Origin of the sequence: Pseudoalteromonas sp. S3776, from assembly GCF_005886915.1 — a bacterium.
Classification (GTDB): domain Bacteria; phylum Pseudomonadota; class Gammaproteobacteria; order Enterobacterales; family Alteromonadaceae; genus Pseudoalteromonas.
Map to the genome: position 1 here is coordinate 124,999 of NZ_PNCU01000001.1, position 18,562 is coordinate 143,560.

General features: G+C 37.7%; 10 protein-coding genes. 6 read left to right on the top strand and 4 right to left on the bottom strand.

What is annotated here, in order from left to right; genetic code table 11:
* Positions 1-91: 91 nt before the first annotated feature.
* Positions 92-3,139 carry a D-2-hydroxyglutarate dehydrogenase YdiJ gene (ydiJ, locus tag CWC16_RS00575; RefSeq protein WP_138540068.1) on the bottom strand — a complete coding sequence of 1,016 codons (3,048 nt, stop codon included), beginning with the start codon at positions 3,137-3,139 and terminating at the stop codon, positions 92-94.
* A gap of 145 nt (positions 3,140-3,284) precedes the next feature.
* Between ydiJ and CWC16_RS00580 the strand changes: the two genes are divergently transcribed.
* Positions 3,285-3,494 carry a PGPGW domain-containing protein gene (locus CWC16_RS00580; RefSeq protein ID WP_089349815.1) on the top strand — a complete coding sequence of 70 codons (210 nt, stop codon included), beginning with the start codon at positions 3,285-3,287 and terminating at the stop codon, positions 3,492-3,494.
* 65 nt (positions 3,495-3,559) lie between these two features.
* Here the strand turns inward: CWC16_RS00580 and ppsA are convergent, their stop codons facing one another.
* Complete coding sequence (gene ppsA / locus CWC16_RS00585; RefSeq protein WP_138540069.1) at positions 3,560-5,935, bottom strand: phosphoenolpyruvate synthase; 2,376 nt, start codon at positions 5,933-5,935, stop codon at positions 3,560-3,562.
* Positions 5,936-6,090: 155 nt separating this feature from the next.
* Between ppsA and ppsR the strand changes: the two genes are divergently transcribed.
* Positions 6,091-6,900, top strand: coding sequence for a posphoenolpyruvate synthetase regulatory kinase/phosphorylase PpsR (ppsR, locus tag CWC16_RS00590; protein ID WP_004586305.1), 810 nt, complete (start codon positions 6,091-6,093; stop codon positions 6,898-6,900).
* A gap of 60 nt (positions 6,901-6,960) precedes the next feature.
* Here the strand turns inward: ppsR and CWC16_RS00595 are convergent, their stop codons facing one another.
* Positions 6,961-8,310, bottom strand: a complete 1,350-nt coding sequence (locus tag CWC16_RS00595; protein WP_138540070.1) for a class II 3-deoxy-7-phosphoheptulonate synthase — start codon at positions 8,308-8,310, stop codon at positions 6,961-6,963.
* Between the two features lie 950 nt (positions 8,311-9,260).
* Here CWC16_RS00595 and CWC16_RS00600 point away from each other — a divergent pair.
* Complete coding sequence (locus CWC16_RS00600; RefSeq protein WP_138540071.1) at positions 9,261-10,136, top strand: DNA replication terminus site-binding protein; 876 nt, start codon at positions 9,261-9,263, stop codon at positions 10,134-10,136.
* 62 nt (positions 10,137-10,198) lie between these two features.
* Here CWC16_RS00600 and CWC16_RS00605 read toward each other — a convergent pair whose 3' ends face one another.
* Positions 10,199-11,413 (bottom strand): hypothetical protein, encoded by a 1,215-nt coding sequence (locus tag CWC16_RS00605; RefSeq protein ID WP_055013583.1) that lies wholly within the window; start codon positions 11,411-11,413, stop codon positions 10,199-10,201.
* A 774-nt stretch (positions 11,414-12,187) separates the two neighbouring features.
* Here CWC16_RS00605 and CWC16_RS00610 point away from each other — a divergent pair.
* From CWC16_RS00610 to CWC16_RS00620, 3 genes are all read left to right on the top strand, one after another.
* Positions 12,188-13,426, top strand: coding sequence for an AAA family ATPase (locus CWC16_RS00610; protein WP_004586301.1), 1,239 nt, complete (start codon positions 12,188-12,190; stop codon positions 13,424-13,426).
* Between the two features lie 15 nt (positions 13,427-13,441).
* Positions 13,442-14,404, top strand: a complete 963-nt coding sequence (locus tag CWC16_RS00615) for a transcriptional regulator (protein WP_138540072.1) — start codon at positions 13,442-13,444, stop codon at positions 14,402-14,404.
* A gap of 436 nt (positions 14,405-14,840) precedes the next feature.
* The gene (locus CWC16_RS00620; RefSeq protein ID WP_138540073.1) at positions 14,841-17,984 is read left to right on the top strand and encodes a DEAD/DEAH box helicase; all 3,144 of its coding nucleotides are present in this window, start codon (positions 14,841-14,843) and stop codon (positions 17,982-17,984) included.
* The last annotated feature ends 578 nt before the right edge of the window (positions 17,985-18,562 follow it).

The window sequence follows — 18,562 nt, forward strand, 5'->3', positions numbered from 1 at the left end:
TTTAAAATAAATCACTTAACTAAGCGAATTGGTATTAATAAAAAAGGCGTAACTTATTTTTAAGTTACGCCTTTTTTATTTTTAACTTTTACTAGCTAAGTACCTGAGCGAGCAACTCTATTGGGTGCTTTGGTTTAAATTGCTCAAAACGTTTTACTTGGCTGCGACACGAAAAACCGGTAGATAAAAGTTGCTCTGGTTTATTTTTATCTACTATTGGTTTCCAACTCATTTCGTACAGTGCACGGGAATTTTCTTGGTTTTGTGCTTCATGGCCATAAGTACCGGCCATGCCACAACACCCGGTATTGGTTGTATTTAGGGTTAAACCAATATCAGTAAAAATTGTTTTCCATACGCTTGCCGCTTTTGGTAAAGCGGTTGTTTCTGTACAGTGGCTCAGTAATGTAAATTCAGTATCGGTTTTTTGTTTAGCCGATAGAGATTTAAACGATTGAGTTTGTAACCATTCATGGGCAAGTTGTACATGAAACTCGCCGCGATTATTTTCCAAAATTGTATTGTATTCATCGCGATAACACATAACTAACGATGCATCTAAACCAACCAAAGGCGAATTAATATCAGCAAGTTTATTTAAAAACTCTGCGGCATTTTTTGCGGTTACTTTAAACTCATGCAAAAACCCTTTTACATGTTGGGCTTTACCATTAGGTTTAAACGGTAATAGCATCGGCTTTTTACCCAGCGCGATGATAAGTGTTATAAAACTTTGCACTAACTCGGCTTCATAAAAGCTGGTAAACGGGTCTTGCACTATTAGCACATAGTCATTTTGTTCTTCGCTTGAAAGTGAGTTTAATAACTCAAAATCAAATTTATGTGCTTTTGCTACGCGTTTTTCAAGTGAAGGCACACTTAATTGAGGGGTATCGACATACCCTACTGTTTTTTTAATTAAACTACTTACTAAGTTTGTTTTAACAATTGGGTTGATCACGCGTGCAAATTTAGACATTACAGGCGCCGAACTTTCAATGTTAGCGACTAAATAATCTTTAAGTGGGCGCGCGTAATAACTGTGATAATAATTTAAAAAGCGTGCTCTAAAAGTAGGTACATCGACTTTAATTGGGCAAGATGTTGTACACGCTTTACACGCTAAACATTCATCCATTGACTCTTTTACTTCGTGAGAAAAATCGTAGACACCTTTGTTTTTTTCACGGCTATGAACAAAACGCTCCCACCAGGTAATAACTTCGCCTTTGTTAAGCTCTTTTTCTACTTCGAGCAAATCTACATTTTTAGACTCTTGAAGTCGTAACCATTCTCGCATTAATGTTGCGCGGCCTTTTGGCGAATGCCTGCGGTCGCCGGTTACTTTATATGAAGGACACATGGGTGAATTTTCGTCGTAGTTAAAACAAATCCCGTTACCATTACAGGTCATTGCATTGTTAAAACTTGTTTTTACATCGATAGAAATTTGCTTATCGAAGTACGAACGCTTTTGTCCATCTACACTAACTAGTGAGTCTTCACTTTCTATGGGCGTACATATTTTGCCAGGGTTTATTCTATTATTTGGGTCGAACGCGGTTTTTATTTTACGAAGTTGTTTAAATAAATGCTCACCAAAAAACTCAGGGCCGTATTCACTTCGGTAACCTTTACCATGTTCGCCCCACATTAAGCCGCCGTATTTAGCGGTGAGTTTTACAACTTCGTCCGAAATTGTACGCAGTAGTTTTTCTTGTTCTGGGTCGCACATATCTAGCGCCGGGCGTACATGTAAAACACCCGCATCAACATGGCCGAACATACCGTATTGTAAATTATGACTATCGAGTAATGCTCTAAATTCTACAATGTAGTCGGCTAAGTTTTCTGGCGGTACAGCGGTATCCTCAGCAAAGGCCAATGGCTTTTGGCTGCCTTTAACATTACCGAGTAAGCCAACAGATTTTTTACGCATTGCATAAATCTTTAAAATGTCACTTTTACTGCTGGTTAATTGATAGCCAATGACACCATTGGTTTGATTTGCTACGCACTCGTCTAATAATGTACAGAGTGTGTTTACTTTGTCTTTTATATCTTCAGGTGATACTGCATTAAACTCAACCATGTTGAGTCCTTGCATATCTTTATTTGGTACATCGGTTATTAAGTCCGATACTGAATGCCAAATAATATCTTCGCGAGCCAGGTTTAATACTTTGCTATCGACTGTTTCTACCGATGTTGCACGCGCATCAACTAAAAAGGGAGAATGGCGAAGTGCCGAATCAAAACTGTCGTATTTAATATTTATCAGTGTTTTAAATTCGGCTATGGGCGTTAGGTTTAATTTAGCTTCAGTAACTATACCTAGTGAGCCTTCTGATCCGGTAATTAGCCTACTCATATCAAAAGTTTGTAAGTCATCACTTAGCACATGTTCTAGGTCGTAGCCGGTTAAAAAGCGATTTAAGCGTGGAAATTTTTCTAAAATAGCTTGGCGCTCATTTAAAGAAATTTCCAATACTGTTTTGTAAAGGCTACCGATTAATGATTCTTGCTCGGCTATTACTTTAGCTTTTTCTATGTCTATTGGTGATGTCACCATTGGGCTGCCATCGACTAAATAGGTAGTAAGTCCTAAAACATGGTCGCTGGTTTTACCGTACACTAATGAACCTTGGCCTGATGCATCAGTACTGATCATTCCGCCAATGGTTGCTCGGTTACTGGTTGATAAGTCGGGTGAGAAGAAAAATCCGTACGGTTTTAAAAAGTCGTTTAATTGATCTTTAATTACACCTGTTTGTACTCTAACCCACCCTTCTTCAACGTTAATTTCGAGTATTTCGCGCATGTAGCGAGACAAATCAACCACTATTCCTGGTGTGAGTGATTGCCCATTAGTACCTGTACCACCACCACGTGGGCCAAAAGTAAGCGACAAAAATGGGTCGCGAGATGCTGTTTGCAATGCCAGTTGAATGTCTTTTTCGGTTTTAGGAAAAATAACACCTTGTGGAATTTGCTGATAAATACTGTTATCGGTAGAGGCGGTTAAACGTGTTGCATAGCTTGCATCGGTGTCTCCACTAAACCCCTGATTATTAAGTGTACTTAAGTAGTTTGCGACAAGGTCGGTCGCTGCATCTTGCTGTGTAATTGTTGCTATCATGACGGCGATAATTTAAGGCATTTGTGTAATTATATCATGGTGATGGCTAATAGAAATTGAAGATTTTACAGTTTGTAACACTCTTTTTATCGTATTTTGAGCTGCTGTATTTATAATCAAGTTAAACCATAGTGTAGAGCTTTATATGAAAAAATTACTATTACAGATCATAGGTGTATTGTTTATTTTGCTTGGGCTGTTTTTTGCAATCGTGCCAGGCCCGTCGCTAATATTTTTTATGGCGGGGTTACTGTGCTTTTCTTTTTACTACCCAAAAGCCAGGCATTATTTAAAGCTTTGCCAAAAAGCCTTAACTAAATCGTGTAATTATTTAGATAAAAAATTAGCACGGTAATTTAGCCCACACACAAAAATGCCAGCATAATTGCTGGCATTTTTATTTGTTACGGGTACTGATGATTATTTAGCAAGTTTGTCTGCTAGGTATAACCATGTTTCTAGTACTGTATCTGGATTTAGTGAAACAGAATCAATGCCCTGCTCTACTAACCATGCTGCAAAGTCTTCATGATCTGAAGGACCTTGACCACAAATTCCTACGTATTTACCTTTTTCTTTAGCTGTTTTAATTGCCATAGAAAGTAGCTTTTTAATCGCAGGATTACGCTCATCAAATAAATGTGCGATTAGGCCTGAGTCACGGTCAAGACCAAGTGTTAGCTGAGTTAAATCGTTAGAGCCGATAGAAAAACCATCGAACATCTCTAAAAATTCATCGGCAAGTAATGCATTTGAAGGAAGCTCACACATCATGATTACTTTTAGACCATTATCACCACGTTTAAGGCCATGCTCTTCTAGTAATTCTATAACGCGTTTACCCTCTTCAAGGGTACGCACGAATGGGATCATGATTTCAATGTTTGTCATACCCATGGTGTTTCTTACGCGTTTAATTGCTTCACACTCAAGGGCAAAACAATCACGGAAGTCTTCTGAGATATAACGTGCAGCACCACGAAAACCAATCATTGGGTTTTCTTCTTCAGGCTCGTATTGCTCACCACCTACTAAGTTGGCATATTCGTTTGATTTAAAATCAGACATACGCACAATGACACGCTCTGGAGCAAATGCACAGCCTAGCGTTGAGATACCTTCTACTAATTTAGAGATATAAAATTCAACTGGCGACTCGTAACCGGCGATAATGTCGGTAATTTCAGCTTGCAGTGCAGGTGACTGGTCGTCAAAATTTAATAGCGCTTTAGGGTGAACACCAATCATGCGGTTAATTACAAATTCAACACGTGCAAGGCCAACACCTGCATGAGGTAAACGTGCAAAGTCAAACGCGCGGTCTGGATTACCCACGTTCATCATTACTTTCATTGGTAGTTCTGGCATTTTATCAACGCGCGACGTAAGTATTTCAAAATCTAAAATACCTTCGTATATATAACCTGTATCGCCTTCAGCACATGATACGGTTACTTCTTGCCCCGCTTTAATTAAATCGGTTGCGTTACCACAGCCAACTACCGCAGGAATACCAAGTTCACGGGCAATAATTGCTGCGTGACACGTACGCCCACCACGATTTGTAACAATGGCTGCGGCGCGCTTCATGATAGGTTCCCAATCTGGGTCGGTCATGTCGGTAACTAAAATATCGCCTTCTTGTACTTGATCCATTTCTTGAATTGAATCAAGAACACGAACAACACCACTACCAATTTTATGACCAATTGCACGGCCTTCAGCAATGACATTGCTTGTGCCATTTAACTGAAAACGCTCCATAACATTGGCATCTTCGTTTGAGCGAACTGTTTCTGGGCGCGCTTGTACTATGTACAATTTGCCATCGTTTCCGTCTTTTGCCCATTCGATATCCATAGGACGACCGTAGTGCTTTTCGATAATTACAGCTTGTTTTGCAAGTTCTTGCACTTCTTCATCTGTAATTGAGAATTTGTTTGAAAGGCTTGGCTCTACGTCAACAATTTCTACTTGTTTACCGTGTGCCTCATCTGCAGAGTAAATCATTTGAATGGCTTTAGAGCCAATGTTACGACGTACTACCGATGGCAACCCTTTTTGTAATGTTGGTTTATGAACATAAAATTCATCAGGGTTTACTGCTCCCTGTACAACCATTTCACCTAAACCGTAGCTTGAAGTTACAAATACAACGTCTTCAAAACCAGACTCTGTATCAATACTAAACATAACGCCTGACGCTGATTTATCTGAACGAACCATGCGTTGAATACCAGCAGACAGCGCTACACCACGATGATCGTAACCTTGGTGAACACGGTACGATATGGCGCGGTCGTTAAATAAAGAAGCAAATACGTGTTTAATGGCGACCATGACTGAGTCGATACCACGTACGTTTAGGAATGTTTCTTGTTGGCCTGCGAATGATGCATCTGGCATATCTTCAGCGGTAGCTGATGAGCGTACTGCAAATGAAACATCGGCTGATGTATCGCCATGTAGTTGGCTATATGCGTCGCGGATGGCTTGGTCTAGGTTAGGTTGGAATGGGGTATCGATAATCCATTGGCGGATATCGGCACCGACTTTAGCGAGTGTATTTACATCATCAACATCGAGTGTATCTAAAATGTCGTGAATTTTTGCATTGAGTCCAGATTGCTCTAAAAACTCATTGAAAGCGTCGGCTGTAGTGGCAAAACCACCCGGAACCTGTACACCTGCGTTAGCGAGGTTTGAAATCATTTCACCGAGTGAGGCATTTTTGCCGCCAACACGTGGAACATCTTGCATACCAAGCTCTTGATACCAGAGAACGTATTCTTGCACGGGTCTTTCTCCAAAAAAACAAATTGTAGTTGTAACTGTGAGAGTTAAGAAAGAAAACCTTTTATAAAGGTCACCTTCATTCTACACTGGCATTAGACCTCACGTAAACCGTGAGTAAGCCATTTTAGGGATTAAACGTAATAAAAAGGTAAACTATGAGAACTGCTTTTTATATATCAGACGGCACTGCAATCACCTCAGAGGTGTTTGGTCACGCGACTCTGTCGTTGTTTCCGGTTGAATTTAACCACAAAACTATTCCTTTTGTAGAAACAGAAGAAAAAGCAAATGAAATTAAAGCGTTAATAAATGCAACTGCCGCAAAAGAAGGTGAGAAGCCATTTGTATTCTTTACCTTCGTAAATCATAACTTAAGTGAAATTATTAAATCGGCCGATGCAATCGCGTATGATTTCTTGTCTACTTACAGTGAAAAAATAGAAAAAGAGCTTAATGTTGCGCCAGTGCCAAAAATGCATCGTACCCACTCTATTCATGAAAAAAGCTATGACTTTAGAATAGATGCGGTTAACTATGCTCTTATGAATGATGATGGCGGCAATATTAAAAACTTTTCTGAGGCTGATATTATTTTAGTAGGCGTAAGCAGAAGCGGTAAAACACCTACTAGCTTGTACTTAGCGTTACAGTACGGAATTAAAGCTGCAAATTACCCAATAACTGAAGACGACTTAGAGAGCGAGGGATTACCTAAATGTTTGCTCCCTTACAAACATAAGTTATTTGGATTAACGATTGACCCTGAGCGTTTAGCTGCAATTAGGCATCGTCGTATGGCAAATTCTAAATACGCATCAATAAGACAATGCCGAATTGAAGTGCGTGAAGTTGAAATGCTTTATAAGCGACATAAAATTGCATACTTTAATTCTACTCACCATTCTGTAGAAGAAATATCTGCTAAAATCTTAATAGACAGCAACCTTGAGCGACGTAAGTACTAACAAACTAATTTACTATTTTGCTAAAAAAAGCCGCAATATGCGGCTTTAATTTTTTACTTATTACTTACGAGCGTCTTTTAATAAATCAGCTACTAAGAAACCAACTTCTAATACTTGGTCTGCATTAAGACGTGGGTCACACTGAGTTTTGTAACGCTGAGCTAGGTCATCATCTGATAAACCGTAAGCACCACCTGTACATTCTGTTACGTGCTGCCCTGTCATTTCTAAGTGAACACCACCTGCGTATGAACCTTCAGCTTTGTGTACTGCAAAGAATTGGCTAATTTCACGCATGATGTTATCAAAGCTACGTGTTTTGTAGCCAGATGTCGCTTTTTCAGTATTGCCATGCATTGGATCTGAGCTCCAAATTACCTTACGGCCTTCTTGTTGAACACGGCGAACAAGAGCTGGTAGTTTCTCTGGCAGTACGTCTGCGCCCATACGCGTGATTAGTGTTAAGCGACCCGGAATGTTATCTGGGTTAACTGCATCAATTAAACGAATTAGATCGTCTGGGTCCATTCCTGGGCCAACTTTAACACCAATTGGGTTTTTAATACCTTTGAAAAATTCAATGTGTGCATGGTCTAACTGGCGTGTACGCTCACCAATCCACACAAAGTGCGCAGAACAGTCATACCAGTCACCTGATAGGTGATCGCGACGAGTAAGCGCTTCTTCATAGCCTAGTAATAACGCTTCGTGAGACGTGTACAAATCGGTTTCTTTAAGGCTTGGCGCAATAGTAGAATTGATGCCACATACTTCCATAAATTCAAGCGCGTCTTGAATTTTGTCAGCAAGCTGTTGGAATCGTTCTTTTTGCGGATTAGCGGCTACAAAACCCATGTTCCAGCGATTCACTTGGTGTAAGTCTGCTAAGCCACCCTGTGCAAATGCACGAAGTAAGTTTAATGTAGCGGCACTGTTGTGGTATGCCTTCATTAAACGTTGGGGATCGGGAATACGTGCTTCTTCTGTAAATTCAAAGCTATTTACAATATCACCACGGTAAGATGGCAAAGATACACCGTCAATAGTTTCTAAATCAGCAGAGCGTGGTTTAGCGTATTGGCCTGCCATACGTGCAATTTTAACAACTGGGCATTTACCGCCGTATGTTAAAACAACAGCCATTTGTAAAAGGGTTTTAAATGTATCGCGAATATTAGCTGCATTGAAGTCGCTAAATGATTCGGCACAGTCACCGCCTTGAAGTAAAAATGCACGACCTTCACATACATCTTCTAATTGTTTAAAGAGGCTTCTTGTTTCTTCTGCAAAAACAAGTGGTGGAGCACTCTTTAACTGGCTTTCTACTGTTTTCAGTTCTTCTTGATCTGGGTACTGTGGCTGCTGCAGTATCGGCAGTTCTCTCCAGCTATTTGGGTTCCACGATTGCATGTTCTTTCCTCATTCCTACTTTACCTGATATAAAGAAATTAACGTATGCATAGCCCTAAGTTCAAGGACTATATTCACTATTTACCAACTAATTTGTTATGAGTTAAGTATTTATAAGGTTTTTTGTGATTTTATGGCTCTAAAGGCTTAGACCTAAGCGTTGTTTAACGTGGTTATTTTTATTTAAATACAACAAGTTAAACATGTGGAGGTGTTTTTTTAACCATCTCAAACCAAATTGAATTAAAAGCTTTAAAGTTAACAGTTTTATCAGGAACACATCATACTTAAATCGGGTTGATTGTAATCTTGACTTTACAGTGTGCTTTTAATTAAATCAAACAAGCGTATAGATATTCACTCTAAGATATGGTAGTGCGAGATGGGTTGTTAAAAGTAAATAGCTATGAATCCACTTTTTATATGCGGCTAAACAGCTGGGAGCAGATTGCTAGACAATGTAAGTACTGTAATTAAGGCTACTAAAGATAATCTGTACAGACATCGACTATTTTTAATATTAAATTGTAGTAGAGTTTATTTTCACAAAGCTGCCTTCCCCATAACAGGAGCTTGGTATTTTATTAAAAGTACCACTTATAATTACTATACAGTAACTGCGTGCCCACTCAATATTGACTTCAGGCCTTAAGATAAAAGCATTTCACAAAGGTTGATAATATATAAGCATATATCCCCACAGACAATTAGCTGCGTTAAATCAAATTTCTTCATCTAGATAAATATTCACAAGTACATTGATTACACATGGGTTCACTAATTCCTTATATTTTGGATCTCATTAGCGTAATGAAACAGCAGTAAGAACACATCATACCTTAATTATTTAAGTATAAACTTGGCTGCGTCATTATAAATAGACTATTAATAATCAAAGGAAAAGGTTAAACTTAGTAAATAGATAAGTAAGATGTGTTCTTAAGGTGATTATGGTTTCTAAAGTACAAATAAGAAGTCAGTTTGATTTAATGAATGAGTTAACGTCGTTGTTGATTGATGAATTACGTGTCTGTGAATATTCAAAGGCTGAATATTATCAGCTCCCAGATATAACAAGTGTTGATGAAAATATTATTCCCGAGTCAATTCCTGTAAAAAAATTAACCGGTGAAATTGCTCATAGGGCAATTTTAAATTCGTTTACTGATATTTATAAAAAAGAAAGTTTAAGTAGTAGAGTATTAAAGCGCCATCCTGGTCTTTTGGTTCTAAAAAATGCAGATGTCATGGCATTAACAAACCGCATAAAACAAGTTAATAAAGCTAAGGCTGCTTTTAAAGAATGTGTTTTGGCCATCGATAATAATGATGCGCGATTTGAAGCCGTTCATAACGCGGTGCCAAATTTAATCACTCTTGCAGCCTATCGAAAAATTCATTTTCAAAGTGAATCCCCTTTTTCAGTGAGATTTACGTGGATGCATAAGCATGCAACTAAAACTCTAACTAAAAAAATGGCGCTTGAAATGCTCGATAAATCTGCTGGCTATAGAAACCCAAGAATGATCGACCAACAAAAATGGCAAGCCCTTGTTGCACAAGAGCAATTGCGAGTAGCGAGTTTAGGTGATAAAGAAAAGTTAAGAATTCGCCGCCCTACCCGAGTAAGCCCCCAAGTTAATGTTAGGTATACCGCAGAAAATAGGTATCACGTAAGTGCAGCATTGCCGTTCATTTTAATTAATCCACAGCCTGACGTTAAGTTAGGTACTTTGCCAGATTATCAAAAACCTGAGTCTCATCCGAGAAAAAAAGAGTATGACTTTTTAGTTGATAGACTTTACTTAGAACAAGTAGATAAATAATTATGTTAAAAAGGCCACATAGTGTGGCCTTTTTGGTAAGTAGCTTATTATTTTAACTGAAGTTATTTCTCGACTATTTCTTCTATTTTATCTTCGTCAATTAAAACTGCGTTTTCGACAATTCGTTTGCCGCCTTGAATCTCGATACGCTTATTTTGCTTGTTAAGGGTGAGTATCTCATCACAAAACTGATCAGACGGATGCATTTCGTAGGTGTAATCAATAATATTTCCGGTTTTATCATCTTTTACATTAGTAATGCTGTATTCCGAAATAGCCCCTTTTTCAATTAGATCTTTCATTGTTGTGGTCATATCGCGGCGTAAAGCTTTTAGTTTGTTTTCTGTTATATCGTCGGTTGAATAAATTGAGCCGTATTTTTCCATAATAGATAACAATCTGAAGTGATACGTTTTACCAGGCGCGGCATAACGCCAAAGATGGTATAAACGCAACATCATCCAACGTGATAAACCACGTTTTAGTTCTTGTGCACTGTTAAAGTAATATCCTTTGTATTCAAGGTTATCAATCATGTTATGAACAAATGCATTTAAACATGCAACACATTTAACATTGCCGCCTTGGCCTTTTTTACCACTAAAATGAAGAGATGATAAAAAGTTCATATTCGACTCGTAAAAAGAATCATCAATGTCTGTATTTTTAGTATCAGTAGCCGAGTATTTAAATGAAAGCTTAGAACCTTGAAGAGCCTCAAGTGATTCTTTGATTTGTGGATATGGCATTGATTGCCCAACCGCTTTAAGTTCTTGGGCTAATTCGTTCATCGAAAAAACCACAGCATATTGAATACCGGACTTAAAATTGATTTTTACAATTTTACCTTTCGATGCCAAACGAATTAACGCGCGTTCAACTTTTTCTTCTCTATCTGACGGCCATACTAAATATTCTACGTCTTCACCATCTTTACGGGTACTTACAACAGCCGGTGTAATTTTTATTTCGCCGTCATATAAAATACCATCCACTTTTTCGGATATTTTACGCGTAACAATTGTTTTTTTAGGTGCTTCTTCTAATGGCAGTTTTTTATGCCCAGAACGTACAAAACGCCCCCATAAATCATAGTGGTTAAACGTGTTTGAATAAGCACGTAACCCATGAGCGGCATTTTCGATAGAAATTCGCACATCTTTGTTATCTGTAAATAGTGCTAAGCTTTCATTATCTATAGCACTTTCCACCCCGTGTATTTGGCCCCTAAGTGTATCGGGCAAGTTATCTACCGAGATGTTGACCTTTCGGCTCATTGTTCTGATTTCCATTTTTTATTGCGACAGCTAATAACAACACATTAAGCAACAAAAGTTAAATGTTTAAGTTAGTATAAAAGTGATCCATCACTAAATAAACGCATTGGATCATTATTATACTAAGTTACGAGTGATAACCTTAAATTTGGATCACAATTTTACTAAGCTTTGCTTCACAAGTTAAAGTTTTACTAACTCAATTATATTTTTGTCCACTGAAAGCGCTAATTTTAAACTTTTCACACGACAAATATTCGTAAAATATATATCTGCTGTGGATAACAGCAACTCGAGTTAGCATAGATCTGATCTGTACTTACTACAGATCAGATCTATACCAATTAGATGAGCCGTTCTTCGCAAGATTAAGTGTATAACTTTATAATTTACTTAGTAGAAAATTGATCTCACACAGTCATTTTGTACATAACTTTTTGAGTAAGTTGTGTATAACTCTAATATTTAAATTAGGCTTAGTAAAAAGCTGATCTGCATGTAGATATAGATCTGATCTTAACCAAGTATAAAGGTGATCTGCTTTTTTTTACATTATTTATTAATATCATATAGTTACAACACTATTATACACCCTTAACCTTTATTACCTTATATATTTAACCACTTTTAAACTTCTTTATTTATACTAAGCAATCTTAAAGGTGTAAAAATATTTTTAGATGTCTTCTTATTAAAATGCATGTCGTCATAAATAGTTATTTACAGCTATTTGAATGGACATTATACTAACTGCCTAACTTTGAGGAAGAAAGTATGTCTATCAATAATAATGCGCTAAGTACTTACCGGCTTTTAAAAGCAACAGCCGAAGTTGCTGAAAAATCTCTAAAAGGACGCATACAACATTATCGCGCTCACCTTAAATCAGAAGAAAAAGAATTAAGAACATATACCCAAAAAGCAGCAGCTGATTTACTAGGGTGTAATAACCGTACCTTAAAGCGTCGTCATGACAATGGTGACTTTGATGATTTAAATATCAAGCGTGGTGCAAATGGGCACTATGCGTACACCTTGGTTAATATTTTTGCTATGGCTGATATCATGGATATTCAGCCAGATCACCGTACTGCTAACGATAAGCTTCAAGTTATTGTTATTAATTCACTCAAAGGTGGCTGCGGTAAAACAACGAGTATGGTTAATATTGCTGCTGCGTTAGCTACCACTAATATTAAACGTTACCGAATTGGTATTATTGATTTAGATCCTCAAGGGTCGTCTTCAAGCTTTTTCCCATCAAACGATCATGACCCTGTTACGGTAGGCGACTTAATGCGTGATTGCATTGATTTAGATGAAGGCGAAACATGGCCAGAGTTTGTCTCGAGTGCTTTTGTGACTACGCATATCCCAAATATCCGTGTTTTACCCTCAGGTATGGATGACTTTTACTTTGAGCATGAAACCGCTACGCTTTTAAAAGATACCTCTAATTATGAACAAACACGTCATTATCATAAACTGTTAGAGAAAGTTATTGAGCCGGTTAAAGATGAATTCGATATTATTTTAATTGATACTGCTCCTACTCTTAACTTTATGTTTTACAACGCCTTAATGGCCTCTACAGCAATGCTTATTCCAGTTCATCCAGAAGCTGTAGATTTTGATGCTAACAACAAATATTTAAAGCGTTTAGGCGAGATTTACCACACTGTTGCAGCTCTAGGTCATGAAGGTTGGGACTTTATGCAGTTTTTAGTAACCAACTACGTTAAGGGCAATCATTCACAGCGCGATATTGTTAAAGATGTACGCAGTGCGTTTGGCCGCCAAGTAATGAGCTACCCTATTAACCACAGCTCAGCAATTACGGCTAGTTCATCATCTTTTAATACCATATTTGATCAAAAAGCATCGGATAGTTTAGCAAGTCGCGAGTCTTTATTACGCGCGCAAGAAAATATTAAAGATGTTGTAGACGAATTAGAAATGCTTATTCGTTCTAATTGGGAGTCAACCCAATCATCACTTAACAACACTAAGTAAGGATGTTAAATAAAAATGGCTAAAAAACGTAAAAACGACACCCGCTTAGATCCATTTGCAACTGTTGTAGGCAATAGCAGTCTCGATGCATTACTTGAGCAAGCAAACGCTGGCGATGTAATTAGAATGCCTGCGCCTAGTGACCCTACACGCGAAATTACTTTAGTGTGTAAAGTTATAGCCCATGCAGATATAGAATCTAGCACCACGGTTTACGGTAAAAACCGCCGTGTTCAAGCACTTTTAAACGAAAAATCGGTTTCTGACATTTTACCTGCAATTACTGAAGATGGGCGAAATCAGCACCCTGCTTTACTTTGGGATCAGGGAAATACTAACTTAGTACTTGCAGGTTCTCGTCGTCGTAAAGCCTGTATTTTGGGTAATGCCGACTACTTAGTATTAAGCTCTCCAGATTTTACTGAGCAAGACGCTAAAATTTTAGCAGTATCTTCAGATCAGTACATAGCTCCGAGCCTTTGGGAGCTCGGACAAGCTTACCAACAAACTAAAACCGATCTTATTGAGCAAGGTAAAAAAGGCTCTTATCGTGAAATTGCTGCCATTGAAGGTGTATCGCACACCGCAATTGCAGATGCCATTAAAGCGTACGAGCAAATACCGGCTGATGTAATTTCACTTTACCCAACGGCTAACCATGTAGGCAGAGAAGTAGCTAAAAAGCTTGTTAGTGCAAAGGAGCGAGATGAGCAGGCATTTAACGCGTTAGTTAGTGAATTGCACAACGATGATGAGATTAACGCCATTACAAGCGACGACAAACGCGCAATGGCTATTACTAAACGTTTAACGACCGAGCCTAGCGCGGTTGCTAAACGTGAAGCTGTGTTTGAAAACAACTTTATAAACGTACAACGCAATTTAAAAAGTGGTGACGTATCTATTAAAATAGATAATAAAGTGTTGACTGACAAACGCTTAGAACAGCTTACTAAGCTTTTAAGCGCGTTTAATTAGTACCTTACTGCTTAGTAAAATAGTGATCTTTAAAGCCTGTTAGGTTAGTTAAATTCTGATCTAATGGGCTTTTTACTTAGTAAAATCCTGATCTTTTTTGCTATTTATAATCCATAAATCCCTCATTTTTGCTCTTAAGATCACATTTTTACTAACTGGATTTAGTTTTTACGACTATTTGATGCTGGATTTTAATTTGTTAGTAAAAAGCTGATCTGTAAAGCCCCTACGTTGTTAATAAGTTGTTTGTAACATGTGAGATTGCTGTTTACCTATTTTTATTTTGGCAGATAAATTACCTCAAACTACGTATAAACCGATTTTTTACTAACCTAGCAGCTCCAACCAGTTTATATAACGTTAATATTACTTTTGCTGTGCGCAGTTAAAGAATATACTGGCAGAATTATTTTAAAAATTTAATACTTAGAGTGACATGTCTGCTAACTTATCAAAAAATGATTTACTGGCTATTTTTGAAGAAATAAAAAATGAGCAGGCAACCTTGTTTCCTCTTTCCGAGCGATTTATAAAAAAGCTATTTAGGCCTAACGTGCTCGATAAAGGCAAAGAGTATTATAAAAACGGCCAAATTAGTTGGTTAGAGTTCAGTAGTGATTTTGCTGTTATTGACTCAACTGTACAAAGCGCTACCGGATCAGCATTTAACCAACGTATTGAAATCAGTAAAGTACCGACTGGTTACTCTGTAGATACGCATTGCTCTTGTAATGCTAAAACTAAATGTAGGCACTTAGCTGCTGTATTATTTAAACTCAAAATAGAGCACTCAGGTGAATACGGAGAAGACTACTTTATTAATGATTGGTTTAGTGAGCTGTCAGCACTTAAAAATTTAAATACTAAACCTCCTTCGCAAGTTCTTCTATTTGTATTAGACATTGAAAATAATAAAGTTTTTTTAACGCCAAAAATTGCTAATTACGACAAAAATAATAACTACACGCTGGGCCGTAATCTTACGGAGCAACAATTAAATAGTTTTGTAACGCCTAACGATTTGCTCGAAAGTGACTTTAGACTATTTAGTTGGATTCGCTCACAAAATGCAGTGGGTAATTTAGAGCTAAAAGCACAATGGGGCTTTAGCGCTTTACAACAATTAATTGCAACTGAGCGATTGTTTTTGCAGCGTTCGCGTGTGGCTATTAAAGCCCAAACAGGCCAGTCGCTGAATTTTAAATGGCAGCAAAAAAACGAGTTATCGCAATTAATTACTGAGCTTGAACACAGTAAAAATTGGGCACTGATCAAAACCACGCCGCCTGCTTATTTAGATCTTGATCACTTTAAAGTTGGCCGGATCAGAACGCAGCTTAGTGCTGATGAAATAGCACATTTACAATCAATTCCTGCACTACATGATGCAAATTTTGATCGTATTTATAAACAACTTGCAGACAATTTTGGAGCCGGTGTTATACCGCATCCGAACAACGAACAAGTCAACGTTAAGCAACTTGGTAATGCTGTTTTAAAAGCCACTATGGATGAGCAAGCCCTTAAAGTCTCGCTACTGTTTAAATATAAAAACAAAAATTACCCAGCGGGAACAGCGCCATCGAGTTTAATAAATAGTGCATTTGAAAACACTGTAACAAATGAGTTAGTAAATTTAGGCTTTGAGTTTTGTAAAGGGGGTTTACAAAGTGAGTTTATATTTAATAAACAATCACCTATACATTTACATTGGCTTGTTTACGAAGTATTCCCTGGCTTCAAAAAGCGTGGCTGGCAAGTAACTCAAACCAAAGTAAATGTAGCCGACCCTCAAGGACACGTTACACTCGATGTAAACCGTGCTGCAGGGCACCAAATGCACTGTAAAGTGCAATTAAGCGATGCCAAAGCCGGTGTACTTTTTAATACCGATGATGCCACTTATCAATCATTAAATCGTCAAAGTGAGCTGTTTTATTACTACCCTGTTGGGCGTCAATTTGGTGTTATTAGTAAAGATGCGATTAATTTACTAACAGAATTTAAACAACGCTTTGAGTTTGTAAAAACACGCGAAGAATTTAATATCCCGCTTTCTTATTTGCCTGAGCTGGTAAAGCATACCGCAGTCACTATAGACCTTCATGATGACTCTCTTGAGCGTTATCTCGATGAGTTAAATAACACCGAGCAAGCAATGCCAGTGGCACCCTTACACGGTTTAAATGACTCGGTAGCACTACGTGAATACCAGCAACAAGGTGTTGATTGGCTTAGCTTTTTAAAGCGCCACCAATTAGGCGGCATACTTGCTGATGATATGGGTCTTGGTAAAACGCTACAAGTTATTGCTTTTTTAGCCAGCAGTTTTAATCGCCCGCAAGCGGGGCCGACCCTTATAGTGTGCCCTACTAGCTTGGTAAGTAATTGGCAAAACGAAATAACCAAATTTGCCAAAAGCCTTAAAGTAACCACTATTTTTGGCTCGCAACGTAATGAGCCTTTACAACATTTAGCGCAAGCGCAATGTATTTTAACGACTTACCCATTACTAAAACGTGATATTGCTTATTACTCGCCACTTTATTTTGAAAATATTATTTTAGATGAAGCGCAATATATTAAAAACGATACTGCACAAGTCTCGCGGTTAGTTAAACGTTTAAATGCCGATTTTAAGTTGTGTTTAAGCGGTACGCCAATCGAAAATAATTTATTTGAGCTTAAGTCGTTACTCGACTTTGCCATGCCTTCATTACTCGGCTCGCAGGCACATTTTAAACAGCACTTTCAAACACCTATTGAGCGCGAAGCCGATTCTGAACGCGCTGAGCAACTAAAGTCGCTTATTATGCCGTTTATATTACGCCGAACAAAAGCGCAGGTAGCGCAAGAGCTCCCACAAAAAACAGAGCTGCTAAAAGAGTTTGAGTTTGAGCCCAAACAAAAAGATATGTACCAAGGTATTACGCGCGCATTAGAAGAAAAGCTCATAGACTTATTTGCTGAGCAAGGCGCACAAAAAAGTAAGCTCGCATTTTTAGAAGCGCTATTAAAGCTTAGGCAAATTTGTTGTCATCCAAAATTAATAGAGCCAGAAACACAAGCAGGTTCAGCAAAATTAGAATGGCTAACTACGCATTTACCGTTAATGCTCAGACTTGGTCGTAAAGTAATTATTTTTAGCCAATTTACTTCTGCGCTCGATTTAATTGCAGAGCGTTTAAACGACATACATATTAATTTTAGTATGCTAACTGGGCAAACGCGTCATCGTGACAAAGTTATTGACGAGTTTACTAGTGGCAAAACCTCGGTATTTTTAATCAGTTTAAAAGCAGGCGGTACTGGGCTTAACTTAACCCAGGCCGATACTGTTATTCATTTTGATCCATGGTGGAACCCTGCTGTTGAAAAACAAGCCACCGATCGCGCTTATCGCATTGGCCAAACAAATCCAGTGTTTGTTTATAAATTAATTATGAGTAATTCAATTGAACAAAAGGTATTTAAAATGCAGCAAGATAAGCAAGCGCTTGTTGATGCATTATTTACCGATAAATCAATGAGCTTCACATCGTTTGATGAGCAGCAAATGTTATCACTTATAAAAAGTTAAATTTTTAAATAAACAGTTGAACTAATTTAATACGAGGGCGTCTACTATTATGCTTGTTGAATAATTGCAGTTATTACAAGCTTCATGTTGATTTCCCTGTTTGGTTACTAATTTTAGTAATGATTAAGCCAGCCCTTTTAGCTGGTTTTTTTATGCCTGTAAATAACACCTTAAATTGTATTTTTTTATAAATTGTTTGAACTAAATTTAAAAACACGCGTCTACTATTGTGCTTGTTGAATAATTGCAGTTATTACAAGCTTCATGTTGATTTCCCTGATTGGTTACTAATTTTAGTAATGATTGAGCCAGCTTCTTTTAAGTTGGCTTTTTTTATGCCCATATTTTAATTTTTAAATTATTTATATTTTTATGTGAACTTAATTTCATGTGCGACGTCTACTATTATGCTTGTTGATTAATTGCAGTTAACACAAGCTTCATGTTGATTTACCCCGTTTAATTACTAATTTTAGTAATGATTGAGCCAGCTCCTTTTAAGCTGGCTTTTTTTATACCCGCATTAGCCTCCTAAATTGCATTTTTTATAAATTGTTTGAACTAAATTTAAAACACGG